15 protein-coding genes are annotated in these 19,003 nt (G+C 37.1%); 9 read left to right on the top strand and 6 right to left on the bottom strand.

Going from position 1 to position 19,003, the window contains the following annotated elements; translation table 11 throughout:
* The first annotated feature begins 179 nt into the window (after positions 1-179).
* From gdhA to L1I30_RS03565, 7 genes are all read left to right on the top strand, one after another.
* The gene (gdhA, locus tag L1I30_RS03535; protein WP_236132869.1) at positions 180-1,523 is read left to right on the top strand and encodes an NADP-specific glutamate dehydrogenase; all 1,344 of its coding nucleotides are present in this window, start codon (positions 180-182) and stop codon (positions 1,521-1,523) included.
* A 74-nt stretch (positions 1,524-1,597) separates the two neighbouring features.
* Positions 1,598-2,317, top strand: a complete 720-nt coding sequence (gene recO / locus L1I30_RS03540) for a DNA repair protein RecO (protein WP_236132870.1) — start codon at positions 1,598-1,600, stop codon at positions 2,315-2,317.
* Positions 2,318-4,723, top strand: coding sequence for a TonB-dependent receptor (locus L1I30_RS03545; protein ID WP_236132871.1), 2,406 nt, complete (start codon positions 2,318-2,320; stop codon positions 4,721-4,723).
* A 134-nt stretch (positions 4,724-4,857) separates the two neighbouring features.
* Complete coding sequence (gene ileS / locus L1I30_RS03550; protein WP_236132872.1) at positions 4,858-8,256, top strand: isoleucine--tRNA ligase; 3,399 nt, start codon at positions 4,858-4,860, stop codon at positions 8,254-8,256.
* A gap of 3 nt (positions 8,257-8,259) precedes the next feature.
* Positions 8,260-8,643, top strand: coding sequence for a TraR/DksA family transcriptional regulator (locus L1I30_RS03555; RefSeq protein ID WP_236132873.1), 384 nt, complete (start codon positions 8,260-8,262; stop codon positions 8,641-8,643).
* 85 nt (positions 8,644-8,728) lie between these two features.
* Positions 8,729-9,346 (top strand): DUF4097 family beta strand repeat-containing protein, encoded by a 618-nt coding sequence (locus L1I30_RS03560; RefSeq protein WP_236132874.1) that lies wholly within the window; start codon positions 8,729-8,731, stop codon positions 9,344-9,346.
* Positions 9,347-9,388: 42 nt separating this feature from the next.
* Positions 9,389-10,015 carry a lipoprotein signal peptidase gene (locus L1I30_RS03565; RefSeq protein WP_236132875.1) on the top strand — a complete coding sequence of 209 codons (627 nt, stop codon included), beginning with the start codon at positions 9,389-9,391 and terminating at the stop codon, positions 10,013-10,015.
* Here L1I30_RS03565 and L1I30_RS03570 read toward each other — a convergent pair.
* From L1I30_RS03570 to L1I30_RS03595, 6 genes are read right to left on the bottom strand one after another with little or no spacing between them, the layout of a single operon-like run.
* Entirely contained in the window at positions 10,012-10,422 is a 411-nt protein-coding gene (locus tag L1I30_RS03570) for a response regulator (RefSeq protein ID WP_236132876.1), read from the bottom strand. The genes L1I30_RS03565 and L1I30_RS03570 overlap by 4 nt on opposite strands.
* Before the next feature lie 10 nt (positions 10,423-10,432).
* Entirely contained in the window at positions 10,433-11,884 is a 1,452-nt protein-coding gene (locus L1I30_RS03575) for a PAS domain-containing sensor histidine kinase (RefSeq protein ID WP_236132877.1), read from the bottom strand.
* A gap of 58 nt (positions 11,885-11,942) precedes the next feature.
* Positions 11,943-12,509, bottom strand: coding sequence for a 5-formyltetrahydrofolate cyclo-ligase (locus tag L1I30_RS03580; protein WP_236132878.1), 567 nt, complete (start codon positions 12,507-12,509; stop codon positions 11,943-11,945).
* Positions 12,499-13,485, bottom strand: coding sequence for a succinylglutamate desuccinylase/aspartoacylase family protein (locus L1I30_RS03585; protein WP_236132879.1), 987 nt, complete (start codon positions 13,483-13,485; stop codon positions 12,499-12,501). The genes L1I30_RS03580 and L1I30_RS03585 overlap by 11 nt, the downstream gene beginning before the upstream one ends.
* A 3-nt stretch (positions 13,486-13,488) precedes the next feature.
* The gene (gene rimK / locus L1I30_RS03590) at positions 13,489-14,361 is read right to left on the bottom strand and encodes a 30S ribosomal protein S6--L-glutamate ligase (protein WP_236132880.1); all 873 of its coding nucleotides are present in this window, start codon (positions 14,359-14,361) and stop codon (positions 13,489-13,491) included.
* A complete protein-coding gene (locus tag L1I30_RS03595) occupies positions 14,339-14,782 on the bottom strand; it encodes an ATP-dependent zinc protease family protein (protein WP_236132881.1) in 444 nt (147 codons plus the stop codon). Before L1I30_RS03595 ends, rimK begins: the two co-directional genes overlap by 23 nt.
* A 159-nt stretch (positions 14,783-14,941) precedes the next feature.
* Between L1I30_RS03595 and uvrC the strand changes: the two genes are divergently transcribed.
* Both uvrC and L1I30_RS03605 read left to right on the top strand, forming a co-directional pair.
* On the top strand, positions 14,942-16,735 hold the full coding sequence (gene uvrC, locus L1I30_RS03600; RefSeq protein WP_236133051.1) for an excinuclease ABC subunit UvrC: 1,794 nt from the start codon (positions 14,942-14,944) through the stop codon (positions 16,733-16,735).
* A complete protein-coding gene (locus tag L1I30_RS03605; protein WP_236132882.1) occupies positions 16,736-18,961 on the top strand; it encodes a patatin-like phospholipase family protein in 2,226 nt (741 codons plus the stop codon).
* The last annotated feature ends 42 nt before the right edge of the window (positions 18,962-19,003 follow it).

Raw genomic sequence — 19,003 nt, forward strand, 5'->3', positions numbered from 1 at the left:
GCAAATATATAAAATTGAAGTTAATGTACTATGAACTATTATAAGTGTGCAATAATCTGTATGATTTTTCACGTTAATTTTGTCTCAAAATGCGATTTTTCAAGGTGGTTCCCCATATTAAATTTATATTTGCATAAAATTACGAAAACGTTTTCATTTAATAATAGTAGCACTAAATTATGGAGCAAAGTGTAAAAGATTTTTTAGATGTAGTGTCTAAAAGAAATCAAAACGAACCTGAATTTATGCAAGCCGTTCACGAGGTTGCTGAAACAGTGATTCCATTTATAGAAAAAAATAAAAAATATCAAAATGCCATGCTCCTTGAGAGAATGGTAGAACCGGAAAGAGTTATCATGTTCCGTGTGCCATGGATTGACGACGAGGGTAAAACCCAAATCAACCGTGGCTTCAGAATTCAAATGAATTCTGCCATTGGACCTTATAAAGGTGGACTTCGTTTTCACCCAACCGTTAACCTTAGTGTTTTAAAATTCTTGGCTTTTGAGCAAGTATTCAAGAATAGTTTAACAACATTGCCAATGGGTGGTGGTAAAGGTGGATCTGATTTTGATCCAAAAGGAAAATCAGATAATGAAGTAATGCGTTTCTGCCAGAGTTTTATGACAGAATTACAACGCCATATAGGAGCTGATACCGATGTGCCTGCTGGAGACATTGGTGTTGGTGGCCGTGAAATTGGTTACCTTTTTGGACAGTATAAGCGTTTGAGAAATGAATTCACCGGAATTCTTACCGGGAAAGGTCTTTCTTACGGTGGGTCGTTAATTCGTCCGGAAGCTACAGGTTACGGGAACGTATATTTTGCACAAAACATGTTGGAGGTGAAAGGGGATAGCTTAATGGGTAAAACTGTTGTTGTTTCTGGATCTGGAAACGTAGCGCAGTATGCTGCTGAGAAAGCAACACAACTTGGTGCAAAGGTTGTTACCATGTCTGATTCTGGAGGATATATTTTAGATGAGGCCGGTATTGATGCTGCAAAATTGCAGTTCATTATGACCCTTAAAAATGAGAAACGCGGAAGAATTAGCGAATATGTAGCAGAATATCCAAGTGCTAAATATTTTGAAGGAAAAACTCCTTGGGCTACTCCATGTGATGTGGCACTTCCATGCGCAACTCAAAACGAATTGCACGAAGAGGATGCTATGATATTAGTAGAAAACGGATGTAAATTAGTAGGAGAAGGAGCTAATATGCCAACTACTCCGGAGGCTATTGAAGTATTTCAAAAAGCAAAAGTTTTATTCTCTCCTGGGAAAGCATCTAATGCAGGTGGAGTTGCAACTTCAGGTTTAGAAATGTCTCAAAACTCTATGAGATATAGCTGGACTGCGGAAGATGTAGATAAAAAACTTCATGAGATCATGAAGAATATTCACGATGCATGTGTGGCTTACGGAACTGATGAGGATGGACATGTAGATTACGTAAAAGGAGCTAACATTGCCGGATTTGTAAAAGTAGCAGATGCTATGCTTGCACAAGGTGTTGTATAATCTCATTTATATATAAGAATAGGAAAAGCCGCTGTTTAGCGGCTTTTTTAATATCTTCGAATTAAAATTACGGGATGCAGGTAAACACCAATGCTATTGTAATAAGTGCTTTAAAATATTCGGAAGCCGACTTGATAGTGAAGTGCTACACTCAAAAAAGCGGTCTTAAGACTTATATGCTTCGTGGAATCCTGAAAAGTAAAAAAGGAAAGTTTAAAACTTCGCTTTTTCAGCCATTAACCCAATTAGAGCTTGTCGCAAAGCATAAGGATAAAGGAAATCTGGAATATTTGCAGGATGCTAAAATCCTTACTACTTATAAAAGCTTGCATACTAATGTGGTAAAATCTTCCATGGTGATGTTTCTTTCAGAAATGCTTCGCAATTCCATTCAGGAGGAAGAGCAAAATGAAGCTTTATATTACTTTTTGCAGGATGCATTGAACTGGTTGGATAATAGCGAGCATATTGCTAATTTTCATTTGTTATTCCTTTTGAAACTAAGTAGATATCTGGGCTTTTATCCGGATGATTCTGATACAGAGCATCTCTATTTTAATTTACTAGATGGAGTTTTTCAGGATGTGAAAACAAATGATTACTGCATTGAAGGTGATAACCTTGTCCTGTTAAAACAGTTTCTGCACATAAATTTTGAGGAGCTAAAAAACATAAAAATAAATCAATCTCACCGAACAGACTTTCTTGGAATGCTATTGAACTATTACATGGTTCATATTGAAAATTTCAAGAAGCCGAAGTCATTGTCGGTCTTAAATGAAATCTTTAATTAAATGCGAATTTTATTTTCTGCCCTTTTCACAGTCTTCGTTATTGCAATAAGTTCGGCCCAAGAAATAATAGTGATCGACAAGGATTCAAATCTTCCCATTTCCAATGTAATGATACTCAATAAGAGCAGGTCTAAAACTGTTGTTACCAATTCTCAGGGAAAAGCCGATGTTTCTAAATTTGAAACTGAAGAGCTGCTTGTTTTTACGCATGTTTCTCATTTAACCTATACTATTTCAAAGGCCAGAATTATATCAAATAAGAGCATAGTTTACCTTACTGAAGATCAGAATAACTTACAGGAAGTGGTTCTTTCAGTGGCTAAATTTGAACAGGACCTAACTTTGGTTCCGCAAAAGATAATAAGTTTAGAAGCTTCTGAAATCCAGTTTTCTAATCCGCAAACGGCTGCCGATCTTTTAGAGAATTCAGGAAAAGTATTCGTTCAGAAAAGTCAGTTAGGCGGTGGAAGCCCCATGATAAGAGGTTTTGCAACTAACCGGCTCCTAATTACTGTAGACGGAGTGCGTATGAATACAGCAATTTTTAGAAGCGGAAACCTTCAAAATGTAATTTCCATAGATCCTTTAATAGTAGATAAAACGGAAGTGCTGCTTGGTCCTGGTTCTGTTGTCTACGGAAGCGACGCGGTGGGTGGGGTAATGAACTTTTATACGCTTCAACCTAAATTTTCCAGAGAGGAAAATGCCTTAGTACTTGCAAATGCTTACACTCGATATTCAAGTGCAAATGAAGAGGGAATGGCGCACGCCAATTTTAATATAGGTTTTGAGAAATGGGCATTTTTATCAGCAGTTACGTATTCAGATTTCGGAAATCTTAAAATGGGGTCTCATGGGCCGAAGGAATACTTAAGGTATGAATACGCTTCCCAGGAAAATGGGGAAGATATCACTATTCAAAACCCCGATCCAAAAGTCCAAAAACCAACAGGTTACGAACAAATCAATCTGTTGCAAAAAGTGAAGTTTAAGGCAAATGAAGATTGGGATTTCAATTTGGGCCTTCTTTACTCCACCACCTCAAATTACCCGAGATACGATAGGTTATATCGTAAAAAGAATGGAGAGCTGCGTGCTGCCGAGTGGTATTATGGTCCGCAATCATGGTTTCTTGGTAATTTGAAGATCAATAAAAAGGGGAATAGTCAACTCTACGACAAGGCCCAATTTACAGCTGCTTACCAATATTTTGAGGAGAGTAGGCATGACCGGGACTTTGGAAAGGAACTGCGTTATAACACTCAGGAGCAGGTAGATGCCTATTCCATAAATTTGGATTTTGAGAAATCTATTGATGAAAACAGCCTTTTTTACGGTGCTGAATATGTTTTAAATAATGTACATTCTTCCGGGAACACTTATAATATTACAACAGAGGAAAAGCAGGAAACAGCTTCCAGGTATCCTGACGCTTCCAGCTGGCAAAGCATGGCTGCATATGCTACTTATTTATGGAAAATTCAGGCAAATCTTTCTTTGCAGTCGGGTGTGAGATATAGTCATATTTTACTGAATGCCAATTTTATTGATGAATTCTATGATTTTCCGTTTCAAAAAGCCGATATCAATACTGGGGCATTGACAGGAAGTATAGGAATTAACTGGCAGCAGAACCAGTTTTTTAATTGGCGACTTAATCTTTCTACAGCTTTTAGGGCTCCAAATATAGATGATGTAGGAAAGATTTTTGATTCGGAACCCGGGGCTGTAGTAGTACCCAATCCAGATTTAAAACCGGAGTATGCCTATAATTCTGAAATGGGTTTAAAGTGGACTCCTTCAGAAAAAATTAAATTGGAATTAGCAGGATTCTATACACTTTTAGATAATGCTATGGTGAGAAGGGATTTCAATTTGAATGGGCTAACGCAAGTAGATTATCAAGGAGAACCAAGCAGGGTTCAGGCAATCCAGAATGCCGCAAATGCCTATGTTTATGGATTTGAAGCGGGCGCAGAATTAGATATTATCAAGAGCTTGCAGTTGAAATCATACATTACATACACTCAGGGAAAAGAAGAACAGGACGATGGCGCCAAAAAACCATTACGTCATGCCGCACCAATATTTGGGAATACACATTTAGTGTGGACCAAGAATCGATTGAAACTGGATCTTTTTGGAGAGTATAACGGACAGTTCGATTTTGACGAGTTGGCACCATCAGAACAAAGCAAAGATTACCTATATGCCACAGACAGGAATGGAAACCCGTATTCGCCCTCCTGGTACACCTTGAATGTAACAGGGCAATATGAGTTTGATATAAACTGGACTGCTACAGCTTCCCTCGAAAATATTACCGATCAGCGCTATCGCACTTATTCTTCTGGAATTTCAGCAGCGGGGAGGAATCTTATTTTAGCACTTAAATACAGTTTGTAAACGGGGTTTGCTTTTAGCTACTCTTTTTTATGGATTTAATGTCTCTTCGGAATTAGGTTAGCATTTTACGGAATAAGCGTATTTGGTTTTGTTAAAAATCGTTATTTTCGCAACTCATAAGAAATTTCGACAAAATGAGCAGAAAGTTCCCTGAGTATAAAGGACTTGACTTACCAAAAGTAGCAGAGGAGATCTTAAGCTATTGGAAAGAGAATGATATTTTTGAAAAGAGTGTCTCTACCAGAGATGGGCATGAGCCGTTCGTGTTTTTTGAAGGACCACCTTCTGCTAACGGACTTCCCGGGATACACCATGTAATGGCGCGTGCCATCAAAGATATTTTTTGTCGATACAAAACTCAAAAAGGATTCCAGGTAAAACGAAAAGCAGGATGGGATACTCATGGTTTGCCAGTAGAGCTAGGTGTTGAAAAGGAACTTGGAATTACCAAAGAAGATATTGGAACCAAAATAAGTGTAGAAGAATATAATCAGGCATGTAAGAATGCCGTGATGCGCTACACCGATGTTTGGAACGATCTTACTGAAAAGATGGGGTACTGGGTAGATATGGATGATCCATATATTACCTATAAGCCTAAATACATGGAAACTGTATGGTGGTTGTTATCCCAGATCTATAAGAAAGGTCTTATTTATAAAGGATATACCATCCAACCATATTCTCCAAAAGCTGGTACAGGATTGAGTTCTCACGAACTTAACCAGCCGGGAACTTATCAGGATGTTACCGATACCACAGTAACGGCCATGTTCAAAGCTAAAGTCGATACTTTACCCGAATTTCTTGCTGAGGTTTCTAATGAGATCTATTTGGTTGCTTGGACTACTACACCGTGGACCTTACCTTCTAATACTGCGCTAACAGTAGGACCAAAAATTGAATATGTACTGGTATCCACCTATAATCAATACACTTTTGAGCCTATCAATGTAATTATGGCGAAAAACCTTGTCGCTAAACAATTTGATAAGAAGTTCAAGAAATTAGAGAATAAAGAAGCTTTGAAAGCGTATAAACAGGGTGATAAGATCCCTTATTATGTTGAAAAATCTTTCTTTGGAAAAGATCTTGTGGGCTTAAAATATGAGCAGTTATTGCCTTATGCGCAGCCTCATAATAATCCGCAAGATGCATTTCGAGTAATTGCCGGAGATTTTGTTACTACTGAAGATGGAACGGGGATAGTTCATACCGCACCTACTTTTGGAGCCGATGATGCCATGGTAGCAAAGCAGGCCGTTCCGGAGGTGCCGCCAATGCTAGTGATGGATGAGAATGATAATCTTGTGCCATTGGTAGATCTACAAGGGAAATTTAGACCTGAAATGGATGAGCTTGCCGGGAAGTATGTTAAGAATGAATACTATGCCGATGGAGAAGCTCCTGAGAAATCTGTAGATGTAGAAATTGCTATAAAATTAAAAGAAGAGAATAGAGCCTTTAAGGTTGAAAAATATGTTCACAGTTATCCAAACTGCTGGAGAACCGATAAGCCTATTCTTTATTATCCATTAGATTCCTGGTTTATTAAAATTACCGATGTTAAGGACAGAATGTTCGAGCTTAACCAAGGAATTAACTGGAAGCCAAAAGCTACAGGAGAAGGAAGATTTGGAAACTGGCTGGCAAATGCCAATGACTGGAACCTTTCCCGAAGTAGGTATTGGGGAATTCCGCTTCCAATTTGGAGGACAGAAGATGGAAAAGAGGAAATCATTATTGGGTCTATTGAAGAATTGAAAGCTGAAATGGCTAAAGCCGTAGAAGCAGGATTTATGAAAGAAGATAAATTCGCCTCTTTTGAAGTGGGGAATATGAGCGAAGAGAATTATGACAAAGTAGATCTTCATAAAAATGTAGTAGATGAAATTACGCTGGTTTCAGCTTCTGGAAAACCAATGAAGCGCGAAGCCGATCTTATAGATGTATGGTTCGATTCTGGATCTATGCCTTATGCGCAGTGGCATTACCCCTTCGAGCAGCCAGAAGACAAAGGTTTGATGCAGGCCGATTTCATTGCAGAAGGAGTAGATCAAACCCGCGGATGGTTCTACACATTGCACGCAATTGCTACTACCATTTTTGATGATGTAGCCTATAAGAATGTTGTTTCTAACGGACTGGTGCTGGATAAAAACGGGCAAAAAATGTCTAAAAGACTAGGGAATGCTGTAGATCCTTTTGAGACGCTAGCCGCTTTTGGTCCGGATGCAACTCGCTGGTACATGATCTCTAATGCTAACCCTTGGGATAACTTAAAATTTGATATTGAAGGAATTTCTGAAGTAAGACGTAAGTTCTTTGGAACACTTTATAATACATATTCTTTCTTCATTTTATATGCTAACATCGATAATTTCACTTACGCGGAAGCCGATGTGCCTCTAGAAGAAAGACCTGAAATTGATAGATGGATACTTTCGGAATTGAACACCTTAGTAGATAAAGTAGATAAGTTTTATGCCGATTATGAGCCAACACGTGCTACTCGAGCTATATCTGAATTCGTTCAGGAGAATTTGAGTAACTGGTTTGTGAGATTAAGCAGAAGAAGATTCTGGAAAGGCGATTACGAGCAGGATAAGATCTCTGCATACCAAACCTTATATACCTGCCTACTAACAGTAGCTAAATTAGGTGCACCGGTAGCTCCTTTCTTTATGGAAAGACTTTACCGAGATTTGAATGCTGCAACTCAAAAAGAAGCTTTTGAGTCGGTTCACCTGGCAGATTTCCCTGTTTTCGATGAGAAAATGGTAGATAAAGAGCTGGAACATAAGATGGAAAAGGCCCAGACAATTTCATCGTTAGTGTTATCATTACGTAAAAAAGAGATGATCAAAGTGCGTCAGCCGCTACAAAGAATCATGATTCCTGTGTTAGATGAACAGCAAAAAGCTGAAATTCTGGCTGTAGAAGATTTGATCAAATCTGAAGTGAATGTGAAAGAAATCCAGCTAATTGACGATGCCTCAGGGATTTTAGTAAAACAAGTGAAGCCCAATTTCAAAGTTTTAGGCCCCAGATATGGTAAGAATATGAAAACAGTTGTAAATTTAATCAATCAATTTACTTCTGAAGATATTTCAACTATAGAAAGGGACGGGAATATTAGCGTTGATAGTAATGGAAAAATGATTACTTTGGCGGCCGAAGATGTAATAATTAGCTCGCAAGATATTGAAGGCTGGTTAGTTGCCAGCAGCGGGACTATTACAGTAGCTTTAGATGTGCATATTTCGGAAGAATTAAAAAAAGAAGGAATTGCCAGAGAATTGGTAAACAGAATTCAGAATCTTAGAAAGGATTCCGGATATGAAGTTACCGATACCATAGATGTTACCCTACTGAAAGACAGTGTTGTCGAGGAGGCTGTTTTGCAAAATATAAATTATATCAAGAACGAGACACTAACTGCTCAGCTCGAATTTGCAGAGGTGATAACCGAAGGAATAGATATTGACTTCGATGATGTTACCACCAAATTGTGTATCACTAAACATTTATAACCCATGTCAACAGAAATTAAAGAACGTTACAGTGATGCTGACTTAGCTGAATTTAAAGAATTAATTCAAAGTAAGATCAGAAAAGCTCAGGAACAATTGGAGCTTTATAAAAGCGCGTATGTAAACGATGGGAATAACGGTACAGATGATACTTCCCCCACTTTTAAAGCATTTGAAGAGGGAAGCGAGACTCTTAGTAAGGAAGCGAACTCTCAACTAGCGATACGTCAGGAGAAGTTTATTCGTGATCTAAAAAACGCCTTAGTTCGTATTGAAAGCAAAACATACGGAATTTGTAGAGTAACCGGAAAACTTATTGCTAAAGAACGCCTTAAGTTGGTTCCACATGCTACGCTAAGTATTGAAGCTAAAAATTTACAACGCTAAGCGTTAGTTATTGCAAAATTCATAATTTAAAAACGTTCCATTCTGATTATGTCAAAATGGAGCGTTTTTTGTACCCTGGTATTTAATGAAATACATTTGCTCTCTTTTTATATTTTTTATATTTCTATCAGGATATTCTCAAAAGAATACTTCTCAAACATTTAATGCGGAACAAATAAATCAACTCTATATTTATACAGAGGAGGTTTTTAAGATAAATGTTCACACTTCAAACACACAGCAGGTTGTTTTAAGCTCACATTCGGAAGGGGAATACTTCAATGACATTGCTTTAAACATGGAGTTGCTGGAAGATAAAATGGTGCTAACTTCCAAATTTCGAGAGATCTTGCAAAGTGGCTACGATAAGCTGAGCGCTCATAAAGTATTTTCTCTAGAAATAGATCTTGAAATTCCGGAAGGCATGGAGGTGTTTATTAGATCAAATAATAGTTCGGTCACTGCCAATGGAAATTTTAAAGCCCTTAAAGTAGAACTCAAATCCGGTTCCTGCCATTTGCACAATTTTCTAGGGAATGCAATAATAAACACCTATAACGGCCCTATTGAAGTTACTACCCAAGATGCTATAATAACCGCCAATTCTAGAAACGGAGAAGTAATTCTGCCAAAATTCGAAACGGGAAAACATGTGTTGAAACTCACTTCTATTAACGGAGATATTAGGGTGCTGAAAAACTAAATAATATTAGTATTTTTGAGCCGTTTGTAATACACTCATTTCATGTCTTTAAAAAAAGCCAGTCTTATTATCGTTTTGATCTTATTGATAGATCAACTTTCAAAAATATATATTAAAACAAATTTCATCCTTGGAGAAGAGGTGAAAGTGCTGGAATGGTTTAGGATCTTGTTTGTTGAAAACGAAGGTATGGCTTGGGGAGCGAAAATTCCCGGAGAGTACGGGAAATTGATACTGACACTATTTAGATTAGGGGCTATTGTGGGAATAGGATACTGGCTATGGGATTCGGTTAGAAATAACGGTTCCAGGATATTAATTACTGCCATAGCCTTCATTTTTGCAGGAGCCTTTGGAAATATTATAGATTCTGTTATCTATGGAATAATTTACAGCGATAGTTACGGCCGTGTAGCCGAGTTTTTACCTGAGGGCGGGGGGTATGGAACACTTTTTCATGGAAAGGTGGTAGACATGCTTTATTTCCCTTTGTACGATGGGGTGTTGCCGGAATGGATCCCTATTTGGGGAGGGGAAAACTTCACTTTTTTTGAGCCTGTCTTTAATATTGCCGATACAGCAATAAGCGTAGGGGTAGGATTGTTATTGCTTTTCAATAAAAAAGCATTTCCGGTTAAAAAAGAAGCTGGTTTAGAAACGGCAGCTTAGGCAACCTTGTCGAATATTTTTTCGAATTTCTTAAGCTCTATAGGTTTAATCAGGTAATCGGTAACCAGATTAAAGGATTTTGCTCTTTCCAGATCTCGGGGGTCTATTGAAGAGGAAACAACATACAGCGTGATCTTCTTGTCAAAATTATTCTTGATTTTGATAAATTCTCCCAAAAATTCCCAACCATCCATAATAGGCATGTTAAGATCTAAGAATATGATGTCTGGTAATTTATCCTCGGTCATGTTGGAAAGGATTACTTTAAAATAATCCAAGGCTTCCAATCCGTTTTTGAAGATCAGTAAATTTTCTGATAGTTTTTTAATTTCGATGATTTTTCTAACTAAGTTCACGTATATTTTATCATCATCAATAATACACGCTAGCTCTATTTTTTGCCCCATTTTTTTAGATCTAGAATTTAATTTTAAAAGTGGTACCTATATTTATTGTGCTGGTAACCGAAATAGACCCTCCCATTGTTTCCACCTGATTTTTTGTGATAAACAAGCCTATTCCTTTAGCATCAGGATTTCGATGAAATGTTTTATACATACCAAACATTTTATCGCCGTATTGCTCTAGGTCAATACCCATCCCATTATCGCTTACCTCCATAAAACACTGGTCATTAGCCATGTAGGTTTGTATGAAAATTACCGGTTTCCTGCCCGGGTGTTTATATCGGATAGCATTAGTGATTAAATTTAATAAAATACTTTCGAGATATTCCGGAATGTAATTAATTTCTTTTAGGGCTGTAAATTCTGAAATTATCTTTGCTCTTTCTCTGTTAATTAAGGAAGAGGTTGCAGCAACTACTATATCAAGGGCTTTATTAAAGGAAACATTCGATCTTTCTTTGGTAAGAAGTCCGTGGTGGCTTACCATGCTATTCAGTTCTGAGATGGCATCATCCAGATTATCCGAGATGTCTACCACATTATCCAATAAATTGAGTTTTTCTCTAGCGTCGTTTGATTCGGTTAATAATTGTGCTACTAAACTTAGATTGCTGCTGTGAGATCTAAGATTGTGTGAAACTACATGTGCAAAATTAAATAGCCTGGAATTTTGTGTTGCAATAATGTCTAACGAATTCTGTAGGTTAAGTTCATTGCTCTTATTAACATCTATATCCTGAAAAACACCTCTAATTCCAATAATTTCCTGTTCGTCGCTATAAACTGGTTTTCCTGTTGCCACTACCCAAAACTCTCTTCCGTGATGAGTTAGCATTTTAAGTTCTATTTTAAATGGAATCCCGTATTTTTCACATTTATCGAACATTGAAATTGCCATTTGCTGATGTTCGGTTGCGTAAAATCGCATGCGCTCTTCATAGTCTGGCTGAAAATCTTTCGGACAATCAAAAATTCTTTTAGTAACATCATCCCAATAGATGGATTTTGATAATCCATCAATATACCAACCTCCCGTGGAGGTCATTTCTGCAGTTTCTCTATAATAGAAAAAATTCTCCTCTATGGTATATTGGTCACGCTTGGATTGATGGATATTTACAAATAATAATACGGCTATTTCCTTGCTGCTATTTTCTTTGCTTTTTAAGTTTCTACATTCAAACCACCTGTATTTATCGTTTTGTATCTTGATTTTTATTTCCTGATTCAAATTATCAGTAGTAGATATCAGGTTGTCAAAAGCAATTCGAAAGTCGTATTTATAATCCTTGTGCAGTACCTTATTTATGAAAAAATCGAAGATAGGTTCTTCTAGGCTGGGTTTTCCAACTAAAGATTCAAAGTGGTCTGACCAGGTGATTTCCTTCGTGAGGAGGTTGATCTTCCAATAGGCAATATCAAAATCTTCTAAAATACTATTTAACTGCAGGTCATTAAGCATTCACGTAGGTATGAAGGGTTAAATGTAAGCGCTTAGCTAAATGTAATATAAAATTTCATTATTTGTTAAAACTATACACCTTTCTCGGTGTAATGCAAAAATCCAAGGCTATATCACTACTTAGTAGGCCGGGGATTGCTTTTTCGGCCTCAAAAAGAGATACTCCAACTTTAATAACCTCTTTCTTGCATTCAGCCAAAAATTTATCGTAGAAGCCCTTGCCGTATCCCACGCGATGGCCTTTTTCATCGAAAGCCAGTAAAGGAACAAATACTACATCAATTTTGGACGCAGGAATCTCTATTCCTCCTGTAGGTTCGGGGATATTCCATTTATTCTTTTTTATTACGGTGGTATCTGTAAGAAGAAAATTTGTAAGCGTATTATTGGAAAAATCACTTTTGGATATTACGATGTTCTTATCCTTTCCGTGGAGTATATGAAGTATAGGCTCTGTGTCGATCTCTTTTTTTTCAGAAATAGTTAGAAAAAGATGGTAGAATTCATGCTCCCACAGAGGTAGTTCTAATAACTTGTTAGCTATTTCAAGACTTTTTTCTTCGATCTCTTCTAAAGATAATGAAGTTCGTAATTCCTGATATTTAAGGCGTAATTTATTCTTCATCTAAAGAGGGAGAAGCTGAGATATGAAAAATGGCATCTCCCTGATATACTATGGGAGATTCATTTACATTTATGATATATCCGGTGCGTGGGGCAAGCACCTTATGCCTGAACTTTCCATAAGGATCTGTAATAGTTGCCATGTACTCGCCTTTTTCAACATGTTTTCCACAGGCTATTTTTACATGTAGCAAGCCACTATACTTTGCGCGCATCCAGGAGCTACTTTCAATAATAATGCTGTTTACCACAGCTTCAGGACGATCAAACCTTGTCTTAAGCATCCCGAAATGATGCAACACTCTCATTATTCCATCAACTCCATGTTTGGCAATTTCCTTATTGCTGTCTAAAGATTTTCCTCCTTCAAACAACAAAACTGTTTTACCCAATTTGGAACAGGTTTCTCTATAAGACTTGCCTATTGTTTTAGAATACATGGTAAAAGGAGCATTGAAGATATTGGCATATTTCATCCCTTTTTCGTCATCCTTTTGAATTCTTATCTGCGCCACGTTAAATCGGCTGGCGCCTCCGGTATGAAAATCCATACAGAAATCGGCTACCGGCAAAATTTTCTTAACGAACTGAAAGGCAAACCTACTGGCCAGAGACCCATTTTTAGTTCCTGGAAACATTCGGTTAAGATCTCTTCCATCGGGAAATTCACGGGAGAGGTTAAGAAATCCGAACACATTTACTACAGGGATACAAATAACAGTTCCTATCGCTGGTTTATTAATCTTTTTAGAAATTATCTGGCGTACGATCTCAATTCCGTTAAGTTCATCGCCATGTATTCCTGCCGTAATTAGAACTACAGGCCCCGGTTTCACGGCACGCTCTATAATAACAGGAACTTCTACTGAAGTAGTAGTATATAATTTGGCCATGTTCAAATTGATAACAGCTCCTTTTCCCGGAGGGATCTTTTTGCCTAATATCTCAAGAACATTTTTCTTATCTATATGAGCCATGATCTATACGTTTCTCTCAATATATCGTATGATGGTCTTAGCAATATCTTTTCCAGTTGCCATTTCTATTCCTTCCAAGCCCGGAGAGGAATTAACTTCTAGAATTAGCGGGCCTCTTGAACTTTGAAGCATATCAACACCTGCTACTCCCAGTCCCATGGCTTTTGCTGCTTTAATAGCGGCAATTTCCTCATCATCTGTAAGTTCTATCACGCTGGCAGATCCTCCACGATGAAGGTTAGAACGAAATTCTCCTTCTTTTCCCTGGCGTTTCATGGCTCCAACAACATGTCCATCTACAATAAGAGCACGAATATCTGCACCCCCGGCTTCTTTGATGAATTCCTGAACAATAACCCGTGCCTGCAAACCATTAAAGGCTTCTATTACAGATTCTGCTGCGTTCTTGGTTTCTGCCAGAACAACTCCAAGACCTTGGGTGCCTTCTAATAATTTAATAATTAAAGGTGCGCCACCAACATGATTGATAACTTCTCCAACATCTTTAGAGTAATTGGTGAAAACGGTTTTTGGAAGTCCTAACCTGGCGCGGGAAAGCACTTGTAAGCTACGTAGTTTATCTCTACTTCTTACTAAGGCCTGCGACTCGGTAGTAGTAAATACTCCCATCATTTCGAATTGTCGAACCACTGCAGTACCATAAAAGGTCACTGAAGCTCCAATTCTAGGAATTACAGCATCTACATCATCTATTACTCTTCCTTTATAAAAAATGGAGGGTTTTCTTTTTTCAATAATCAAATCACATTTTAGCGGATCTATTACCTCTACCGTATGATTTCTTTTTTTTGCAGCTTCAATAAGACGTTGGGTAGAATAGAGGTTGCTATTTCTAGAAAGAATTTTTATGTTCATTTGATTTTAAATTATATGAGATGTCTATAAACTCGGTGTCTACAATAAACTTTTTGGTAAGGAATTTCCGTCCTATTAAAACGGGATATCGCATCTCCTGTCTAGCCGACAAAGAAAGTGAAATTTTGAAAACCTTGTTAAAAATTTTTATAGTGGATTGTACCTGATAGCGTTTTTGAATTATCCCGTTACTACTCTTTACAAAAACAATATCATACTCTTTGAAAATAAATTCTTTTCCGTTGTACAATGGGTGTTCATCGTCTAAAAATGTACAGTGGAGCGCGTCATCCTTTTCAATAATATTGTTACAGTGTATGGAAGAAGTATATGCGCCAGTATCAATTTTAATAGCAATATCTTCCAAATCTAATAAGGGAAAGTCGGCTTTATCAAAGCGACCAATTACTTTTTTTTCCATGGCGCAAGTTACTAAATTGAAGTGTAAAGCTTTAGTGCTCTATTAATATAACAAATTCCTAACATATAGAAGGTTTCCTGTTTTTAAAATATGGCTGCTGTAAATTTTACTTGCAGTTCTTTTTTTATGCTACCAAGAATATGTAATATCTTTGAAGTAATGGATACACCCGCTTTAAAAGTACAGTTACAAACCTTGCCTAACAGCCCCGGAGTTTATCAGTATTATGATAAAAATGGAAAGATACTTTATGTAGGGAAGGCAAAAAATTTAAAAAAACGTGTTTCGTCGTATTTTACCAAACGGCATGATTCGCACAGGATTGATGTAATGGTGAAGAAGATACACGATATCAAGCATATTGTAGTAGCTTCAGAAACCGATGCGTTGCTGCTCGAGAATAATCTTATTAAAAAGCTACAGCCACGTTTTAATGTAATGCTTAAGGATGATAAGACTTATCCCTGGATATGCATTAAAAATGAACGTTTTCCAAGAGTTTTTCCTACTCGTCGATTAATAAAAGATGGAAGTGAATATTACGGCCCCTTTACCAATTTTAAAACAGTGAACACACTGTTAGATCTTATTAAAGGCTTGTATCAATTAAGAACCTGTAATTATGACCTTTCAGAAGAAAAGATAAAACATGGGAAATATAAGGTATGCCTGGAATATCATTTGGGGAACTGTAAAGGTCCTTGTGAAGCTTATCAAAGCGAACAGGAATACAATGAGAACATTAATGCCATTAGGCAAATTGTAAAGGGGAATTTTAAGGATTCTCTCCATCAGTTCAGGGAGCAAATGAAAAGGCATGCCGAAAAGATGGAATATGAAGATGCACAGCGTATTAAAGACAAGATACATGTGCTGGAGAATTATCAATCTAAATCTACGGTGATCAACTCTAAAATATCTAACGTAGATGTATTTTCTATTGTGAGTGACGAGGGGTATGGTTATGTAAACTTTCTTCAAATTTCTCATGGAGCCATCATCAGGTCGCATACTATTGAATTGAAGAAAAAACTTGACGAAACAGATAAAGAATTACTGGAACTTGGAATAGTAGAAATTAGACAGCGATTCAATTCCACTTCCAAAGAAATATATGTTCCTTTTAAAGTAGATGTGGGGGAAGATGTGAAGATTACCGTTCCGAAATTGGGAGACAAAAAAGGAATAGTAGACTTGTCTCTTAGAAATGCGAGATATTACAGGCAGGAGCAGTTCAAGCAAATGAAAATTGTAGATCCCGACAGGCATGTGAAGAGAATCATGGCTCAAATGAAGGAAGATCTTAGGTTAAATGTAGAACCAAGACATATAGAATGTTTTGACAACTCTAATATCCAGGGAACCAATCCTGTGGCGGCTTGTGTGGTTTTTAAGAATGGGAAAGCCAGCAAGAAAGACTATAGAAAATTCAATATTAAAACTGTAGAAGGTCCCGATGACTTTGCCTCTATGGAAGAAGTTGTATTTAGAAGATATAGAAGATTATTGAATGAAGACCAGCCACTTCCACAACTAATAATTGTGGATGGTGGTAAAGGGCAGCTTTCCTCTGGAGTGAAAGCTTTAGAAGAATTAGGTTTGAGAGGGAAAATTGCCATTATTGGGATTGCTAAAAGGTTGGAAGAAATCTATTATCCGGGAGATTCCATCCCACTCTATTTAGATAAGAAATCGGAAACATTGAAGATCATTCAGCAATTACGAAATGAAGCTCACCGATTTGGGATTACTTTTCACCGAAATAAGCGAAGTAAAACCGCTTTGAATACCGAACTTGAATCTATTCCAGGAATAGGAGACAAAACAGTAGTAGAATTGCTTACAAATTTTAGATCTTTAAAGAGAATAAAAGAATTGCCTTTGGCCGATTTGGAGCAGGTGATAGGAAAATCAAAAGCCGCAATAATCTATAATCATTATCATAAAGATTAAATGAAAAAAATACTCTTCATCCTCATTTTACTTCTTCCATTTTTGGGTATTTCCCAGCAGCAGGAAGATGTGAAAGTGGGCTTGGTGCTAAGCGGGGGTGGGGCAAAAGGTCTTGCTCATATAGGGGTTCTAAAGGTTATTGAGGAGTCGGGAATAAAGATAGATTATATTGGAGGGAGCAGTATGGGAGCCATAGTGGGTGCGCTCTATGCTTCGGGTTATACCTCACACCAATTGGATTCTATTTTTCATGAGATCAATTTCAACATTCTTATTCAAGATGATATTCCGCGGAGTTCTAAGACCTTTTATGAAAAGGAGGATACCGAGAAATATGCTCTCACACTGCCTTTCGATAATTTTAAAGTGGGTTTTCCTTCAGGCCTTTCTAAAGGTCAGAACATTTATAACCTCATTTCCAGACTCACGATGCATTTAGGAGATGTGCGGGATTTCAGCAAATTACCGATTCCTTTCTTTTGTATTGCTTCTAATATTGAAACAGGGGAACAAGTTGTGCTTGATCACGGCTCTCTGGCAAAGGCGGTTTCTGCAAGTGGAGCCATTCCATCTATATTTAGCCCTATTAAGATAGAAGGAAAATTACTTACCGATGGCGGGGTGACAAATAATTACCCTGTTAAGGAACTCAGGGATCGGGGAGCAGAATTGATTATTGGGGTGGATGTGCAGGATAGTTTAATGGATAGAAAACAATTAAGAGGTGTTTTCGATATTTTAACTCAAATCAGCAATTTTAGAACGATTAGCGATATGAGGGAGAAGATCAAACAAACCGATATTTATATAAAACCAAATATTAAAGGTTTTAGCGTGCTCTCTTTTGAAAAGGGGTCGGCCATTATAGACTCTGGTGAGGTAGCCGGAAAGTTGAAAATAGAAAGGTTCAAAGAAATAGCCTTAAAGCAAAAGAATAGGAAAGAAGAGGTGAAGAAGATACCTTTAATAGATAGTATCAACATTAATGCGTTAACTATTGAAGGCAATAACAGCTATCCCAGAGCTTATATTTTGGGAAAGCTGAAATTGAAATACAATTATAATTATTCTCAACTGGATCTCAATAAAGGGATCAATCAACTTGCTGCAACCGGGAATTTCGACAGGATAAATTACAGTTTGATCCCTAATAATAACGCTTATACTTTGGCAATGCAATTAGAGGAAAGCCAGAATAAGACTTTTTTGCGTCTGGCGTTGCATTATGATGATGTCTATAAGAGTGGTGCCTTAGTCAATCTTACGAAAAAGAGTAGCATTTTCACGAATGACGTAGCTTCTTTGGATATTATTTTGGGAGACAATTTCAGGTATAATTTTCAATATTATGTAGATAAAGGTTATTACTGGAGTGTGGGTGTCAAATCCAGATATAATTCCTTTACCAAAGGGGTGCCTTTCGATTTTATAAATGAAAATCTTGGTGTAGAAGGGAGCGGTATTAATAAAATAGAAGTAGACTATCAGGATTATACCAATCAGGTATATGTAGAAACGCTCTTTCAGCAGATATTTTCCTTTGGAATGGGATTGGAGCAAAAATATTTGAAAGTAACCTCGGAAACTTTAGGAGATTTCGATGAGAACGAACGGCCATCTTCTGTTTTTGATAAAAGTCATTACTATAGCGCATTTGGATATTTAAAACTGGATAGCTTCGATAATAAATACTTCCCAACCAAAGGGTTGTTTTTTGATGGCGATTTTCATTTGTACCTGTTTTCTTCAGATTATAATGAGAATTTTTCAGAATTTTCCATAGCAAAGGGGGCAGTTGGCTATGTAGTGAGCCCTTTTAATAGATTTACCACTAAGATATCTTCAGAAGTGGGCTTTAGAGTTGGGAATGAGAGTACGAACATTCTTAATTTCTCTCTTGGAGGTTATGGAAATGACTTCATTAATAATTTCGTTCCATTTTACGGGTACGATTATATAAGCATTTCAGGAGATAGTTATATTAAAGGCTTGGTAGAGTTAGATTATGAGATCTTTCATAAAAACCATATTACCGGAAGTTTTAATTTCGCTAATGTTGGTAACAGATTGTTTTCTACCGGCGACTGGTTTACAGCGCCAGATTATACTGGTTATGCGTTGGGTTATGGTATCGAAACCTTGTTAGGGCCTCTGGAAGCAAAATATTCATTTTCTCCAGAAAATAAAAAAGGCAACTGGTTCTTTAGTATTGGTTTCTGGTTCTAGCAAGTTTAAATAAAATAGGCTTTTTTGACAATGAATTTTATA

Source organism: Gillisia lutea (genome assembly GCF_021568705.1).
Taxonomy (GTDB): Bacteria; Bacteroidota; Bacteroidia; order Flavobacteriales; family Flavobacteriaceae; genus Gillisia; species Gillisia lutea.

Coding starts and splice junctions, on each gene's coding strand:
- gdhA (WP_236132869.1), top strand. CDS start 180: ATGGAGCAAAGTGTAAAAGATTTTTTAGATGTAGTGTCTAAAAGAAAT.
- recO (WP_236132870.1), top strand. CDS start 1,598: ATGCAGGTAAACACCAATGCTATTGTAATAAGTGCTTTAAAATATTCG.
- L1I30_RS03545 (WP_236132871.1), top strand. CDS start 2,318: ATGCGAATTTTATTTTCTGCCCTTTTCACAGTCTTCGTTATTGCAATA.
- ileS (WP_236132872.1), top strand. CDS start 4,858: ATGAGCAGAAAGTTCCCTGAGTATAAAGGACTTGACTTACCAAAAGTA.
- L1I30_RS03555 (WP_236132873.1), top strand. CDS start 8,260: ATGTCAACAGAAATTAAAGAACGTTACAGTGATGCTGACTTAGCTGAA.
- L1I30_RS03560 (WP_236132874.1), top strand. CDS start 8,729: ATGAAATACATTTGCTCTCTTTTTATATTTTTTATATTTCTATCAGGA.
- L1I30_RS03565 (WP_236132875.1), top strand. CDS start 9,389: ATGTCTTTAAAAAAAGCCAGTCTTATTATCGTTTTGATCTTATTGATA.
- L1I30_RS03570 (WP_236132876.1), bottom strand. CDS start 10,422: ATGGGGCAAAAAATAGAGCTAGCGTGTATTATTGATGATGATAAAATA.
- L1I30_RS03575 (WP_236132877.1), bottom strand. CDS start 11,884: ATGCTTAATGACCTGCAGTTAAATAGTATTTTAGAAGATTTTGATATT.
- L1I30_RS03580 (WP_236132878.1), bottom strand. CDS start 12,509: ATGAAGAATAAATTACGCCTTAAATATCAGGAATTACGAACTTCATTA.
- L1I30_RS03585 (WP_236132879.1), bottom strand. CDS start 13,485: ATGGCTCATATAGATAAGAAAAATGTTCTTGAGATATTAGGCAAAAAG.
- rimK (WP_236132880.1), bottom strand. CDS start 14,361: ATGAACATAAAAATTCTTTCTAGAAATAGCAACCTCTATTCTACCCAA.
- L1I30_RS03595 (WP_236132881.1), bottom strand. CDS start 14,782: ATGGAAAAAAAAGTAATTGGTCGCTTTGATAAAGCCGACTTTCCCTTA.
- uvrC (WP_236133051.1), top strand. CDS start 14,942: ATGGATACACCCGCTTTAAAAGTACAGTTACAAACCTTGCCTAACAGC.
- L1I30_RS03605 (WP_236132882.1), top strand. CDS start 16,736: ATGAAAAAAATACTCTTCATCCTCATTTTACTTCTTCCATTTTTGGGT.